Here is a 14,466-nt window from a genome sequence, read left to right as displayed (position 1 = left end):
GCCGGGCAGCCTCTTCGTTCGTGATCAGTAGTAGTGGGGCCGATGGCCCCCCACACCCTCGTCGTCGGCCCCGTGCCACAGAGCCGGGTCGTACGGCGTGTCCGAGACGATCACCACGTCCTCGCGCTGGCGCGGGACCGGTCCGAAGTGGTCGTCCAGTTCGTCGAGGTCGATCGCGATCCGCTCGACGTCGTTGACCAGCCGCCGCACCACCGGGTCACGGCCCGATCTGGCGCGGAGCGCGGTGGTCCGCTCGCACAGTCTGCGCACGAGTGCCCTGATCTCGGTGATGTCGTCGCGCGTCATTGTTCCCCCGGTGGGCGAGTGTCCGAGCGCCGAATGTGCCAGCCGCCGGTAAAACCGGGCAACCCCCTGTGCCCGGGGTGCCGGACTGGGGGTCTAGGGGGTGTTCGGCGGCAGATCCCTCTCGATAGCGTGCGATTGGCTGATCTGGCCTTTATGGGGGTGTTCTCGTCGCCATTTTCGGCGCGGAGAATCGTGATGCACACGAGAGGCGACCATGAGCTCTTTGACTGACGCGTTGCTCGGCGGCGCGACATCCGAGGAGATCGAGCGCATTCCGCTGCCCGCGGAATATTTGGCCGCGCATCTGCGGGTCGAGGATTCCGACATGTTCCGCGGGGTGGCCGACAAGGATGTCCGCAAGTCGCTGCGGCTCGGCCACGTGCCGATGCCGGAGCCGGCGCCGGACGAGGTCGTGGTGGCCGTGATGGCCAGTTCGATCAACTACAACACGGTGTGGTCGGCCATGTTCGAACCGATCCCCACGTTCCGCTTCCTCAAGCAGTTCGCCCGCACGGGCGGCTGGGCCACCCGGCACGACCTGCCGCACCACGTCGTCGGCTCGGACGGCGCGGGCGTCGTCGTGCGCGCCGGTTCCGGTGTGCGGCGCTGGAAGGCCGGCGACCACGTGGTCGTCAGCCCCGCCTACGTCGACGACCAGGAACCCGCGACGCACGCCGACGGCATGATGGGTGCCGAGCAGCGGGCCTGGGGCTTCGAGACCAACTTCGGCGGGCTCGCCGAGTACACGGTGGTCCGAGCCAGCCAGCTCGCGCCGAAGCCCGCCCACCTGACGTGGGAGGAAGCCGCCAGCAACACGTTGTGCGCGGGCACCGCCTACCGCATGCTCGTCAGCGACCGCGGCGCCCGCATGAAGCAGGGTGACGTCGTGCTGATCTGGGGCGCCGCCGGTGGCCTCGGCGGGTACGCCGTCCAGTTCGTGCGCAACGGCGGCGGCATCCCGATCGGCATCGTCAGCTCCGAGCGCAAGGCGGAGGCGTTGCGGGCGCTCGGCTGCGACATCGTGATCAACCGCGAGCAGTTCGGCCTCGGCGACGAGACCGCCGACGACCCGGAGCGCGTGCTGGAGGTCGGCCGCAGGCTCGGCTCGATCATCCGTGAGAAGGTCGGCCGCGACCCCGACATCGTGTTCGAGCACACCGGCCGCGCCACGTTCGGCATCTCGGTGTTCGTCGTGCGTCGTGGCGGCACGGTCGTCACCTGCGGTTCCAGCACCGGCTACCAGCACGTGTTCGACAACCGCTACCTCTGGATGAAGCTCAAGCGGGTCATCGGCAGCCACGTCGCGAACCTGCAGGAGGTGTGGGACACGAACCGGCTGTTCGAGCTCGGCCACATCGCGCCCACGATGTCCGCGGTCTACCCTCTCGGCGACGTCGCGGAAGCGACCCGCCTGGTGCAGGCGAACCGGCACATCGGCAAGGTCGCGGTGCTGTGCGTGGCGCCCGAGCGAGGACTCGGCGTCACCGACCCCCAGCTGCGGGCCGAGATCGGCGAGGACAGGCTGAACCCGTTGCGCGGCTTCACCCCCGGGATCGGTGAGTGACATGGCCATCGGATTTCTGGGTACCGGCTCGTTCGTCCCCGACCGCGTCGTCACCAACGAGGAGATCGCCGAGCTCGTCACCGACGCGACCCCCGAGTGGATCCTGCGCAAGACCGGGATCGCCACCCGCCGCTGGGCCGGTCACGGCGAGGCCACGTCGGACCTCGCGGCCGTCGCCGCCGTGCGGGCGCTGGAGGCGGCGGGAGTGCCCGCCGACCGCGTCGACTACCTCGTCCTGTCCACCTCGACCGGTGACTTCCCGCAGCCGCCGACGTCGTGCCTGGTGCAGGACGTCATCGGCGCGCACGGCGCGGCGTGCCTCGACATCAACGCCGTCTGCGCCGGTTTCGTCTACGGCGTCGAGCTGGCGCGGTCCCTCGTGGCCGCGAAACCCGGCGCGCTCGCGCTCGTCATCGGTGCCGACGTGTACTCGCGCATCCTCGACTTCAGCGACCGGCGCACGTCGGTCCTGCTCGGAGACGGAGCGGGCGCTGTCGTCGTCGGCGAGGTCGAGGACGGCGGCATCATCGACGTCGACCTGAGCAGCTACGGCGCGGCACAGGACCTCATCAAGGTGGTGGCCGGTGGCAGCCGAGTGCCCACCAGCGCGCAGACCGTCGCCGCCGGCGGGCACTACTTCACCATGCAGGGCAGGGGAGTCCGCGACTTCGTCATGGACAACCTGCCGCCGCTGCTGGACAAGCTCGTCACCAAGGCCGGCCTGACCCTCGCCGACGTCGACTGCTTCGTCCCGCACCAGGCCAACGGCGTCCTGCTGCGGGAACTGGCAGTCCGCAGCGGACTCGGGGACGCCCACACGCACCTCACCGTCGACCGGTTCGGCAACCTCGGCAGCGCCTCGGTCCCGGTGGCCCTGGACGACGCCGTGCGCACCGGCAAGATCAACGCCGGTGACCTGGTGCTGCTGGCCGGTTTCGGTGGCGGCATGTCCGTCGGCACCAGCCTGGTCCGGTGGTCGGCATGACCGCGATCGACCGGGTCGGCGTCGTCGGCTCCGGCCAGATGGCCGTGGGCTTCGCCGAGGTCTGCGCCCGCTCTGGGCTGGACGTCCTCGTCGTCGCAGCGCGCCCGCAGTCCGCGGAACGAGCCCGCGGCCAGCTCGAGAAGTCGCTGAACCGCTTGGTGCGGAAGGAAAAGCTGACGACCTCCGACCAGGAGGCCGCACTGGCCAGAGTCACCTGGTCCACCGACCTGAAGGACGCCGCCGACCGCCAGTTCGTGCTGGAGGCCGTGGTCGAGAAGCTGGAACCCAAGCTCGAGATCTTCGCGACGCTCGACGAGGTGGTCACCGACCCCGAGGCCGTGCTGGCGTCGAACACCTCGTCACTGCCGATCATGAAGCTGGCTCGGGCGACCGAGAACCCGGCCCGCGTCATCGGCGTGCACTTCTTCAACCCCGTGCCGATCATGCCACTGGTAGAGGTGATCAGCTCGCTCGCCACGGCGCCCGGGACGATCACGCGCACGACGTCGTTCCTCACCGAGTTGCTCGGCAAACAGGTGATCACGGCGAAGGACCAGGCGGGTTTCGTGGTCAACGCCCTGCTCATCCCCTACCTGCTGGCAGCGGTGCGGATGGTCGAGTCGGGCACGGCGTCCGCACAGGACGTCGACCGCGGCATGACACTCGGATGCGGCCACCCGATGGGCCCGCTGGCGTTGATCGACCTCATCGGCCTGGACACGGTCGCGGCCGTCGGCGAGGCGATGTACGACGAGACCAAGGAACCACTGCACGCCCCGCCCGCGTTGCTGCTCCGCATGATCGAGGGCGGGTACCTCGGCCGCAAGAGCGGCAGGGGCTTCTACCCGTACTGACCGGCTGCTCGTCGCCGAAGACGTGGCGCTCGCGACTGCCGATGGGGCCGCCTCCGGAACTTGTCCCGAAAACGGCCCCATCGCAACCTGTCAGGCCTGGTCGGCCCACCACTTCTGGCCGGTCTCACCGAGGGTGGAGATCGGGTCGTAGTAGGGGTAGCGGCGGTCCAACGCCTCCGGGTCTTCCAGCTCGATCCCGGTGCGGTAGTTCTTGGTCCAGTACGAGATGCCCAGCTCGCGGTCATAGCCCTCGAGCTGGTGCACCCACCGCTTCCCGACGTACGGCACGTCGCACACGATGCGCGGCGTCGCGTAGCCGGGCAGGTAGCCCATGATCGCGTGCTGCAACTCCTGCGCCTCCCACACGGACACCCTCCAGTGTTCCGCGTTGGGGATCATGTCGCACATGTAGAAGTAGTAGGGGAGGATGTTCGCTTCCCCTTGCAGCGCAAAGCAAAGATCGAGCAGGTCGTCCGGCGTCGCGTTGACGCCCTTCATCAGCACGCCCTGGTTGCGCACGTCCCGGACGCCGACTTCCAGTGCGGTGCGCGCTGCTTCGGCCACGAGGGGCGTCACGGACTGTGCGTGGTTCACGTGTGTGTGGATCGCGAGGTTCACGCCACGGCGGGAGGCGGTGCGGGCCACGCGCTCCAGGCCTTCGACTACCCGTGGCTGGATCCAGTGCTGAGGGAGGCCGGCCAGGGCCTTGGTGGCCAGGCGGACGTCGCGGACCGTTTCGATGTCGAGCAGTCGCATGAGGAACGACTCCAGCTGCGGCCACGGCACGTTCGCCACGTCGCCGCCCGAGACGACCACGTCGCGGACGCCCGGGGTCTTCTTCAGGTACTCGATCATCTGGTCCTGGCGGTCGACCGGCTTGAGCGAGAGCTTGTGCTTGTCGATCAACGGCGTGGAGTTGCCGACCAGGTCCATGCGCGTGCAGTGGCCGCAGTACTGCGGGCAGGTCGAGACCATCTCGGCCAGGACCTTGGTCGGGTAGCGGTGGGTCAACCCCTCGACGACCCACATCTCGGCCTCGTGCAGCGAGTCGCGCTGGGAGTGCGGGTGCGACGGCCAGCGCGGGTCGCGGTCGGAGGAGACCGGCAGCATGTAGCGGCGCACCGGGTCGGCCAGGAAGGCCTCGGTGAACTCGTCGGGCGTCAGTGCCGCGTCGACCGCCATCGTGTTGAACATCTGCGGCGGGATCAGCATCGACATCGTCGCGAACTTCTCCTGGTCCGCGGCGAGGTCGTCGTAGAACTTGTCGGTCAGCAGGTCCCCCGCGACCTTGCGGAGCTGCTTGACGTTCTTCACGCAGTTCACCCGCTGCCACTGGGCGTCGCGCCACTGCGCTTCGGTCACGTGCGCCCAGCCGGGGAAGCGACGCCAGTCGGGTTCGACCAGCTCCCTGCGGACATACGTGTACGGCTGGCGGTCCAGCCGCTCCAGCGCCGTGGTGGCGTCGTGCAGCGCAGTCATCCGTACTCCTCAGCGTCGAGGTCGCGTAAAGATATCCTGTCATACCGCTAGCCCGCCGTAAATATTTCAGATCAACGCCTGGTGGACGCCTGGTCGGGAGCATTTGGAGGACGTCGTGCGTTGAACAGGCATGCCCCTCTTCGCGCTGCTGCTGCTCGGGATGTTCGCCGAGATCGCGGTCATGATCGCCGTCGGCAACGCCATCGGCGGCCTCTGGACGATCGCGTTGCTCCTGGCCGGCACCCTCGTCGGCCTGTCGCTGGTGCGCAGGCAGGGCGCGCAGACGATGGCAGCGTTCTCCGAGGCCGTGTGGAGGCGTCAGCAGCCGCACCAGGAGATGGCCGACGGAGTGCTCATCGCCGCGGCGGGCGCGTTGATCATGGTGCCGGGCTTCATCAGCGACGTGGCGGCGTTGTTCCTGCTCTTCCCGCCCACGCGCAAGCTCGTGAGCCGCCGGATCGCGCGCAAGGCCGAGGCGGCGGCGCTCAAGTTCGAGCACGAACGCCGTTTCGGGCGCGGCCAGGTCGTCGAGGGCGAAGTGATCGACGTCGACGCCGGTCCGGTGGTCGTCACCGAGCGGCGCGAACTGACGTGATCCGCGCGTACCGGCCCGCTGACCTGGACGCGCTCTACGACATCTGCCTCGACACCGGCAACGGTGGCCTCGGCGCGCGTCACCTGTTCGACGACCCGCGCGTGCTCGGGCACGTCCACGTCGGTCCGTACGTCGCGTTCGAGCCGGACCTGGCGTTCGTCGTGGAGGACGACCTAGGCATCTGCGGTTACGCGATCGCGGCGTCCGACACCGAGGCGTTCGAAGATCGCTGCGACCGCGACTGGTGGCCTGACCTGCGGGTTCGCTATCCGCTGACGGCGAAGGCGAACCGGGCCGTGCAGCTGATCCACCAGCCGTCGAAGGTCGATCTCATGCTCGCGCGCGACTACCCGGCGCACATGCACGCCAACTTGCTGCCACGGGCGAAGGGCAAGGGGTTCGGCGGTGCGCTCGTACGGACCGTGCTGGAACGTCTCGAGAAGGGCGTCCACGTGCACGTACGCCACCACAACACACACGCGATCGGCTTCTGGGAACACCTCGGTTTCCGCGTGATCGACTCCGCGGAGAAACTGGTCCTAGGGTTGCGCCTCTAATCCTGCCTGCGGAACAGCCGGACCACGTTGTCTGCGCCTCCGGTGGCGAGCAGGCCGTCCGGCAGATCTTCCTCGCCGCTGCCGACCGCGAGCACCGTGTTGTCGAGGAAGACGGCGCCGCACACGTCCTTGAACGTGGCGACGGTCTTGCGGCTGCCGGTGTCCCGAACGTGCAGGACGTCGTCGTTCGACCAGAGGGCGATGTACTCGCCGTCCGTGGATCAGGCGAGAAGGTTCTTCAGCAGCAGCTCGAAGTCGACGACCTCACGCCCGGCCGGCACCGCGGCGTACGTGGACCGCAGGAACCGGTCCAACTCCTCGGCCGACATGTGGAACACCGCGTGCGAGTCCTCGGTGAAGAGCTCCAGCACGAGCACGTCCCCGCCCTCCGGCCGCAGCCGCACGTCCCCGAGGCCGGTCGGCGCCAGCAGGCCGTCCGCGAGCAACTCGCGTCCAACCAGCCAGGTCGACTCCTGGTCACGTGCCTGAAAGCGCATCGTCACTGCGTGCGGATCGTCTGAGCGGTACTGGAGGTCGACGTTCATCGGCTCGATGGAGCCGTCCGGCCGAACGAACTCAACGACGGTCACGGTGCCGACACGAGTCTCGTTGAACATCGTCGTTCCTCCTCCGCAGTGAGGGTGCTGCACTCCACACGGACACCGTCTGGGATCGGTTCAAAGCTTTCTCGAACTTCTTCTGTGGGTACCTGAAGTCGCATGACGGTCTACGGCATCCACGCATCACACGAGCAGATACACCCCGTCGGCCTGCTCACCGCCGTCCGCAGGGCCGAGGAGGCCGGGTTCGGCGCGGCGATGAGCTCCGACCACTTCTCACCGTGGAGTTCGCGCCAGGGCCACTCCGGGTTCGCCTGGTCGTGGCTGGGCGCTGCACTGCAGGCCACCGCGCTGCCGTTCGGCGTGGTCACGGCCCCCGGCCAGCGCTACCACCCGGCGATCAGCGCCCAGGCGATCGGCACCCTCGCCGCGATGTTCCCCGGCCGGTTCTGGGCCGCGCTCGGCACCGGTGAGGCGAGCAACGAGCACGTCACCGGCGACGGCTGGCCGCGCAAGGACGTCCGCACGGCCCGGCTGCGCGAGTGCGTGGACGTCATCCGCGCGCTGCTCTCCGGCGAGGAGGTCAGCCACGACGGCCTGGTCACCGTCGACCGCGCCCGGCTCTGGACGTTGCCGGACGAGGTGCCGCTGCTGGTCGGCGCCGCCGTGAGCCCCCAGACCGCCAGATGGTGCGCCGAGTGGGCCGACGGGCTGATCACCGTCAACGCGCCGCCTGCCCGGTTGCGCGAGGTCGCGGACGCCTACCGGGACGCCGGCGGCAGGGGCAAGCTCCATCTGCAGGTGCATCTGAGTTGGGCTGAAGACGACGACTCCGCTCTCGCGATCGCACACGAGCAGTGGCGCACCAACGTGTTCCGTCCACCGGTCTGCTGGGACCTGGAGCTGGCGGAGCACTTCGACGTCGTCGCCGAGCACGTCACGCCGTCGGAGGTCGCCGAGGTCGTCGACGTGTCCGCGGACCTGAAGTGGCACACCGAGCAGCTGTTCCAGTACGCCTCGATGGGCTTCGAGGAGATCTACCTGCACCACGTGGGCCAAGACCTGATGCCGTTCATCGACGCGTTCGGCGAGCACGTCCTTCCGGAGGTGACGAAGTGATCCGCACGTCTGACGTCTGGTGGAAGAATGCCGTCCTCTACTGCCTGGACGTGGAAACGTTCTCCGACAACGGCTTCCGCGGCGCTACCGAACGCATCGACCACCTCCACTCACTCGGCGTCACATGTGTGTGGCTGATGCCGTTCTACCCAACGCCCGAACGCGACGACGGCTACGACATCACCGACTTCTACGGCGTCGACCCGCGCCTGGGCTCGCTCGGCGACTTCGTGGAGTTCGTGCGCGCGGCCCGCGACCGCGGCCTGCGCGTCATCGCCGACCTCGTCGTGAACCACACGTCCGACCAGCACCCGTGGTTCCACGACCCGGACAAGCGCGACTGGTACGTCTGGGCCGACGAGCCGCAGACCGACGGCCCGCAGGGGATCACCTTCCCGGACAAGGAGAACTCGCTCTGGGAGTACTCGGAGGAGGTCGGGAAGTACTACCTGCACCGCTTCTACAAGCACCAGCCCGACCTGAACGTGTCCAACCCCGAGGTCCGCGACGAGATCGCGCGCATCATGGGCTTCTGGATGGAGCTCGGGCTGAGCGGGTTCCGCGTCGACGCCGTCCCGTTCCTGCTGGAGCACAACGACGCCGCCGACGCGCTGTCGTTGCCCGACCCGCACGACTACCTCACCGACCTGCGGGCGTTCCTCAACCGCCGCAACGGCGAAGGCGTGCTGCTGGGCGAGGTGAACCTGCCGTACAAGGACACGATGGCCTACTACGGCCAGGGCGTGGGCGACGAGCTGACGATGTGCTTCGACTTCATCGGCATGCAGGCGATGTACCTGGCCCTGGCACGGCAGTCGAGCGGCCCGCTGGCCAAGGCGCTGCAGGAACGCCCGCAACCACCCCGCGACGGCCACTGGGCGACGTTCGTCCGCAACCACGACGAGCTGACGCTGGACAAGCTGCCGGAGGACGAGCGCCAGGAGGTCTTCGACGCCTTCGGCCCGGACCCGTCGATGCAGCTCTACGGCCGCGGCCTGCGCCGACGGTTGCCGAGCATGCTCAACGGCGACCAGCGCCGGATCCGCATGGTCTACAGCCTGCTCTTCACGCTCCCCGGCACGCCGGTGCTGTTCTACGGCGAGGAGCTCGGCCTGGTGGAGGACGTGTCGCTGGAAGGCCGGCTCGCGGTGCGCGTACCGATGGACTGGGAAGCCGAGAAGGCGCAGCGCCACGACCCCGACTCGCTGCTGGTGTACCTGCGCAGGCTCGTCCAGCTCTACCGCGAGTGCCCGGAGCTGGCGTGGGGCGACTTCCAGGTGCTCGACGCCGGCGACCCGAAGGTGTTCGCCCACCGCGCCGACTGCGACGGCGGCACGGTGATCGTGGTGCACAACTTCGCGAACGAGGACATCACCGTGCGAGTTCCGGCGGACGGGGTGCTCACGGATCTGCTGACCGGTGGGAAGGTGCGGCCGGCGAAGTCCGGTGCCAAGATCGATCTCGCGCCCTACGACTGCCGTTGGTTCCGCCTGATCACCGAGTGATGCTTGCGGTTTCTTAGCGCTTCACGTGAAGATATTGTCGAGACAGCGTCGTCGACCGAAGGATTTTCAGGTGAGCGCGTACGGACTGCACCGCGTCCTCGAGCCCAGGGGTGTGCTGCCCCAGCAGGCGTGGCGGCTGGACGCGGAACCCGTCCCCGCCGCCGACGAGGTGATCGTCGCGGTCGAGCGGCTCAACCTGGACGCGGCCTCGTTCCGGCAGCTCAGGGAGGCGCACGGCAGCGGCGACGCGGTGCGGCAGGCCGTGCTCGACATCGTCGGCGAGCGCGGGAAGATGCAGAACCCCGTCACCGGGTCGGGCGGCATGCTGCTCGGCACCGTGCTGGAGGTGGGGCCGGAGTCGCCGCTCGGGCTCAAGGCCGGCGACCGGATCGCGACGCTGGTCAGCCTCACGCTGACGCCGTTGAAGATCAACGACGGGCTGCAGGACTGGAGCGGCGAGGACGAGCAGGTGCCGTGCCGGGGAACGGCGGTGTTGTTCGGGCGGTCCATCGCGGCCGTGTTGCCTGATGACATGTCCAACGAGCTGGCGCTCTCTGTTCTGGACGTGTGTGGTGCACCGGCGCTGACGGACCGTGTCGTGCGCAAGCACCCTGGTGCTGATGTGCTCGTTCTTGGCGGTGGGGGTAAGTCCGGGTCGCTCTCTCTCGCGGCGGCACGTCAGGCGGGTGCGCAACGTCTTGTCGCTCTCGTGCCGACGGAGAAGGAGGCCGAGCAGGTTCGCAAGTCCGGTCTCGCGGACGAGGTCGTGATCGCGGACGCGCGCAACCCCGTCGCTGTTGCCGAGGCGGTGGGCAAGCAGGTCGATGTCACTGTCGTGTGTGTGGACGTGCCTGGGTGTGAGCACGGCGCGATCCTCGCGACGGCGGACGGCGGCACGGTGATCTTCTTCTCCATGGCCACGTCGTTCAGCGCCGCGGCACTCGGTGCCGAGGGGCTGGCCGCGGACGTGGAGATGCTGGTCGGCAACGGCTATGTGCCCGGTCACGCCCAGTTCGCGTTGGACCTGGTCCGGACGCAGGCGGGTGTGCGGGCGCTGTTCGAGCAACGGCAGACTGCGTGACGTGAGTACGCAACTTTTGGTCGGCGGCCGCATCTACGCACCGGATGCGACGGCCATGGCCGTCACGGACGGCGTCGTCGTCTGGATCGGACAGGACTCCGTAGGCCGTGCGCTGCACCCCGACGCGGAGGTCGTCGAGCTCAACGGGGCGTTTGTCGCGCCCGCGTTCGTCGACGCCCACGTGCACGCCACGAGCGCCGGACTGCTCCTGACCGGCCTCGACCTGACGAAGACGTCCTCTGTGGACGAACTGCTCCAGCAGGTGCGCGAGGCGGAAGGCCCCCTGGTGTGGGGGCACGGCTGGGACGAGACGCGCTGGCCGGAGAACCGTCCGCCGACGCGTGCCGAGATCGACGAGGCCGCGCAGGGCAAGACGGTCTACCTGTCGCGCATCGACGTGCACTCGGCGCTCGTGTCGTCGGACCTGATCACTGACGACGTCCGTGACGCCGACGGCTTCTCGGACCAGGGCCCTCTCTCGCGTGCCGCCCACCACCACGTGCGCGGTACGGCGAAAGCGGCCATCACGCCCGAACAACGCCAAGCCGCCCAACGGGCGTTCTTACGTCACGCCGCGTCGATGGGCATCGCGTCCGTACACGAGTGCGCCGGACCGGACATCTCCGGCGAGGGCGACCTGCGCGAGCTCCTCGCGTTGGACGAAGGCCCCGAGGTCGTCGCCTACTGGGGCGCCCACGAGCTGCCCGGCGTCCCCGTCCGCGGCCTCGCCGGCGACCACTTCGTCGACGGCGCGATCGGCTCCCGCACGGCCGCGCTGGTCGAGCCGTACGCCGACGCGGACACGTGCGGCGCGCTCTACCTGGACGGTCAGCAGATCGCGGACCACCTGGTCAAGTGCACCGAGCTGGGTGTGCAGGCGGGGTTCCACGTCATCGGCGACGCCGGCATGGCCGCGATCGTCGACGGCTTCGAGCGGGCCGAGAAGGTGCTCGGCGCTCCGGCCCTCGCGAGCGCCCGCCACCGCCTCGAACACGTCGAGATGGTGTCCGAGGACCAGGCCCGCAAACTCGCCGGGTGGGGCGTCATCGCCTCCGTCCAGCCGCTGTTCGACGCGGAGTGGGGCGGCCCCACCGGCATGTACGTCCAGCGCCTCGGTGCCGAACGCGGAGTGGGGCTGAACCCCTTTTCCCGTCTCGCGGCGGCGGGCGTGGTGCTGGCGTTCGGCTCGGACGCGCCGGTGACCGCGATCGACCCGTGGGCCGCGGTGAAGGCAGGTGTGCACCACCGGACCGAGGGCTATGGCATCTCCCCGCGCGCGGCGTTCACCGCACACACACGTGGTGGCTGGCGCGCGGCGGGCGTGGACGACGGTGTGACCGGCACGCTCCAGCCCGGCGCACCTGCGACGTACGCGGTGTGGGAGACCGGCGACCTGGTCGTGGCAGGCAGTGACTCGCGGGTGCAGCGCTGGTCGCTCGACCCGCGGTCCGGTGTGCCCGGACTGCCTGACCTGACCGGTCCGGCGCCCGTCTGCGTGCGGACCGTGCTGAACGGCCGGACCATTTACGAGAGGAAGTGACTCATGGCGTTGCTCGACCTCGACCCGAAGGTGGTCGCCACCGCGCGGAAACTCGCCGCGCGGGCGGCCGAACCGGTGGTGTCCATCGCGAAGGCGCACACCACCGTTGCGGTCGAGCGCGCCACCCTTCGTCTGGCCGGCATCACCGGTGCGGACTCCACGCACCGCGCCGGTGACGTGCCGTGGGTCAACCGCGTGATCGACACCGTCCGCGAGCAGTGCGGGCTGGAGCACGGGGTGGTGCTTCCGGCGTTCCACGCGCTCAAGGAGCACGACCTCGGCACGCTCACGGAGCTCGCGGAGGCCACGGCGGCCGGCCAGATCCAGTTCAGGATCCCCGAGAAGAAGGACCTCACGGCTGCCAAGAAGGCTGCCACGAGCGCCGTCGCCAAGGGGCTCAAGACCGTTGACCGCAACCGGGCCCAGCGCGACAAGCTGGTCCAGAAGCTCGGTGACCCCGCGCAACGGCCGTGGATCTACCTCATCGTCGCGACCGGCGACATCGACGAGGACGTGGTCCAGGCCCAGAACGCGGCACGGGCGGGCGCGGACATCATCGCGGTGATCCGGTCGACCGGGCAGAGTCTGCTCGACTACGTGCCGGAAGGCGCCACGCACCACGGGTTCGCCGGCACGTACGCCACGCAGGAGAACTTCCGGATCATGCGGGCGGCGCTCGACGACGTGTCGAAGGAGGTCGGCCGGTACGTGCGGCTGACCAACTACGCGTCCGGGCTGTGCATGCCGGAGATCGCGGTGCTGGCGGGCCTGCAGAGGCTCGACATGATGCTGAACGACTCGATGTACGGCATCCTGTTCCGCGACATCAACCCGATCCGGACGTTCGTCGACCAGCGCTTTTCCCGGCAGGTCCACGCGCGCGCCGGCATCATCATCAACACCGGCGAGGACAACTACCTCACCACCGCCGACGCCGTGGACGCCGCGCACACCGTCACGGTCTCCCAGCTCCTCAACGAGCACTTCGCCCACGAGGCGGGACTGCCCGACCACCTGCTGGGCCTCGGGCACGCGTTCGAGATCAACCCGAAGGTGCCCGACTCGTTCCGGCTGGAGCTCGCGCACGCGCTGCTGGCCAGGGAGCTCTTCCCGGACGCGCCGCTCAAGTGGATGCCGCCGACCAAGCACATGACCGGCGACGTCTTCAACGGCTACCTGCTGGACGGGTTCTTCAACCTCGCGGGTGTCCTGACAGGACAGTCCATCCTGCTCGTCGGCATGATGACCGAGGCCGTCGTGACGCCGTTCCTGTCCGACCGCGACCTCGCCCTGCAGAACGTCCGGTACGTGCTCAACGCGGCGGGCAGCCTCGCGGAGGACTTCCGGCCCGCGCCGGACGGGCTCATCGTCAAGCGCGCGCACCAGGTGCTCGGTGAGGCGGTGGACCTGCTCGAACGCATCGTCGACGACGGTCTGCTCAACGCGATCGCGGACGGCACGTTCGGCCTCATGAAACGCCCTGCGGACAAGGGCAAGGGCGCGGACGGAGTCATCGAGAAGGCATCGGCGTACTTCAACCCGGCGAGCGAGATGCTGGAGGCCCAGGCATGAGCAGCAGGTACGTGAGGCCGTACGGCGACACCACCGGCGACGGCATGATCCAGACGTCGTTCACGCTGCCGATCCCCTACGGCCCCAAGGCGGACGGCGCGGCGCAGCAGCTCGCGAACAAGATGGGCATGGACCCCGCGATGGTGGTCCACTCGAACCCGATCGGCGACGACTTCACGTTCTTCGTCGTCTACGGCTCGGTCAAGCACATCGTGGACCTGGACGAGGTCAAGGTCGTCGAGCGCGAGTACCCGCTGCTGTCACCGTCCGAAGTGAACACCACGCTCAAGAAGGTGTTGCGGCGCAAGCTTGTCGTCGTCGGCGGCTGCATCGGCACCGACGCCCACACCGTCGGCATCGACGCGATCCTCAACATCAAGGGCTTCGCGGGGGAGAAGGGCCTGGAGTACTACCGCGAGCTCAAGGTCGTGAACCTCGGCGCGCAGGTCTCCGTCCCCGAACTGGTCCGCAGCGCTCGCGCGGAGAAGGCCGACGCCGTGCTGATCTCCCAGGTCGTCACGCAACGGGACGCGCACATCCTGAACACGCAGGAGATGTCCGCGGCGTTCCGCGAGGCGATGGGGGACAAGCGCCCGCTGCTGGTCGCGGGCGGGCCGCGGTTCGACCCGCTGATGGCCGCCGAACTGGGCGTTGATCGGGTTTTCTCCCGGGGTACCACGCCGGGTGAGGTCGCGAGCTACCTGGTGCACGCGATGCAGGAGAAGAAGGGGGTCGCCGCGTGAGCGGGG

At 68.9% G+C, this 14,466-nt stretch carries 15 protein-coding genes; 11 read left to right on the top strand and 4 right to left on the bottom strand.

Going from position 1 to position 14,466, the window contains the following annotated elements:
* Nucleotides 1-24 precede the first annotated feature (24 nt).
* Nucleotides 25-306 carry an Rv0250c family protein gene (locus AOM45_RS05320; RefSeq protein WP_030470220.1) on the bottom strand — a complete coding sequence of 94 codons (282 nt, stop codon included), beginning with the start codon at nucleotides 304-306 and terminating at the stop codon, nucleotides 25-27.
* Nucleotides 307-520: 214 nt separating this feature from the next.
* On the opposite strand from AOM45_RS05320, the gene ccrA reads away from it, so the two are divergent.
* The 3 genes from ccrA to AOM45_RS05305 are packed head-to-tail and all read left to right on the top strand — an operon-like array spanning nucleotide 521 to nucleotide 3,709.
* Complete coding sequence (ccrA, locus tag AOM45_RS05315; RefSeq protein WP_030470219.1) at nucleotides 521-1,870, top strand: crotonyl-CoA carboxylase/reductase; 1,350 nt, start codon at nucleotides 521-523, stop codon at nucleotides 1,868-1,870.
* 1 nt (nucleotide 1,871) lies between these two features.
* A complete protein-coding gene (locus AOM45_RS05310; RefSeq protein ID WP_030470218.1) occupies nucleotides 1,872-2,855 on the top strand; it encodes a 3-oxoacyl-ACP synthase III family protein in 984 nt (327 codons plus the stop codon).
* The gene (locus AOM45_RS05305) at nucleotides 2,852-3,709 is read left to right on the top strand and encodes a 3-hydroxybutyryl-CoA dehydrogenase (RefSeq protein WP_030470217.1); all 858 of its coding nucleotides are present in this window, start codon (nucleotides 2,852-2,854) and stop codon (nucleotides 3,707-3,709) included. Before AOM45_RS05310 ends, AOM45_RS05305 begins: the two co-directional genes overlap by 4 nt.
* A 90-nt stretch (nucleotides 3,710-3,799) precedes the next feature.
* Here AOM45_RS05305 and AOM45_RS05300 read toward each other — a convergent pair whose 3' ends face one another.
* The gene (locus tag AOM45_RS05300) at nucleotides 3,800-5,188 is read right to left on the bottom strand and encodes a KamA family radical SAM protein (protein ID WP_030470216.1); all 1,389 of its coding nucleotides are present in this window, start codon (nucleotides 5,186-5,188) and stop codon (nucleotides 3,800-3,802) included.
* A 130-nt stretch (nucleotides 5,189-5,318) separates the two neighbouring features.
* On the opposite strand from AOM45_RS05300, the gene AOM45_RS05295 reads away from it, so the two are divergent.
* Both AOM45_RS05295 and AOM45_RS05290 read left to right on the top strand, forming a co-directional pair.
* Nucleotides 5,319-5,783, top strand: a complete 465-nt coding sequence (locus tag AOM45_RS05295) for an FxsA family protein (protein WP_030470215.1) — start codon at nucleotides 5,319-5,321, stop codon at nucleotides 5,781-5,783.
* Nucleotides 5,780-6,340 (top strand): GNAT family N-acetyltransferase, encoded by a 561-nt coding sequence (locus tag AOM45_RS05290; RefSeq protein WP_030470214.1) that lies wholly within the window; start codon nucleotides 5,780-5,782, stop codon nucleotides 6,338-6,340. The genes AOM45_RS05295 and AOM45_RS05290 overlap by 4 nt, the downstream gene beginning before the upstream one ends.
* Here the strand turns inward: AOM45_RS05290 and AOM45_RS53420 are convergent.
* Nucleotides 6,337-6,465, bottom strand: coding sequence for a hypothetical protein (locus AOM45_RS53420; protein WP_269083629.1), 129 nt, complete (start codon nucleotides 6,463-6,465; stop codon nucleotides 6,337-6,339). The two genes, AOM45_RS05290 and AOM45_RS53420, sit on opposite strands and share 4 nt — an antisense overlap.
* 96 nt (nucleotides 6,466-6,561) lie before the next feature.
* Nucleotides 6,562-6,957 carry an SsgA family sporulation/cell division regulator gene (locus AOM45_RS05285; protein WP_030470213.1) on the bottom strand — a complete coding sequence of 132 codons (396 nt, stop codon included), beginning with the start codon at nucleotides 6,955-6,957 and terminating at the stop codon, nucleotides 6,562-6,564.
* A 102-nt stretch (nucleotides 6,958-7,059) separates the two neighbouring features.
* Between AOM45_RS05285 and AOM45_RS05280 the strand changes: the two genes are divergently transcribed.
* From AOM45_RS05280 to kamE, 6 genes are all read left to right on the top strand, one after another.
* Nucleotides 7,060-8,019: a TIGR03885 family FMN-dependent LLM class oxidoreductase gene (locus AOM45_RS05280; protein WP_030470212.1), complete on the top strand. Its 960-nt coding sequence runs from the start codon at nucleotides 7,060-7,062 to the stop codon at nucleotides 8,017-8,019.
* Complete coding sequence (locus AOM45_RS05275; protein WP_030470211.1) at nucleotides 8,016-9,524, top strand: alpha-amylase family protein; 1,509 nt, start codon at nucleotides 8,016-8,018, stop codon at nucleotides 9,522-9,524. The genes AOM45_RS05280 and AOM45_RS05275 overlap by 4 nt, the downstream gene beginning before the upstream one ends.
* A 70-nt stretch (nucleotides 9,525-9,594) precedes the next feature.
* The gene (kdd, locus tag AOM45_RS05270; protein WP_030470210.1) at nucleotides 9,595-10,605 is read left to right on the top strand and encodes an L-erythro-3,5-diaminohexanoate dehydrogenase; all 1,011 of its coding nucleotides are present in this window, start codon (nucleotides 9,595-9,597) and stop codon (nucleotides 10,603-10,605) included.
* Nucleotides 10,598-12,145, top strand: a complete 1,548-nt coding sequence (locus tag AOM45_RS05265) for an amidohydrolase (protein ID WP_030470209.1) — start codon at nucleotides 10,598-10,600, stop codon at nucleotides 12,143-12,145. The genes kdd and AOM45_RS05265 overlap by 8 nt, the downstream gene beginning before the upstream one ends.
* A 3-nt stretch (nucleotides 12,146-12,148) precedes the next feature.
* The gene (kamD, locus tag AOM45_RS05260; protein WP_030470208.1) at nucleotides 12,149-13,717 is read left to right on the top strand and encodes a lysine 5,6-aminomutase subunit alpha; all 1,569 of its coding nucleotides are present in this window, start codon (nucleotides 12,149-12,151) and stop codon (nucleotides 13,715-13,717) included.
* Nucleotides 13,714-14,460, top strand: a complete 747-nt coding sequence (kamE, locus tag AOM45_RS05255) for a lysine 5,6-aminomutase subunit beta (protein ID WP_030470207.1) — start codon at nucleotides 13,714-13,716, stop codon at nucleotides 14,458-14,460. Before kamD ends, kamE begins: the two co-directional genes overlap by 4 nt.
* Nucleotides 14,461-14,466 lie beyond the last annotated feature (6 nt).

Origin of the sequence: Lentzea aerocolonigenes, assembly GCF_000974445.1 — a bacterium.
Taxonomy (GTDB): domain Bacteria; phylum Actinomycetota; class Actinomycetes; order Mycobacteriales; family Pseudonocardiaceae; genus Lentzea; species Lentzea aerocolonigenes.
The sequence above is the reverse complement of the archived record's forward strand: the minus strand, read 5'-3'. Positions and strand labels throughout refer to the sequence as shown.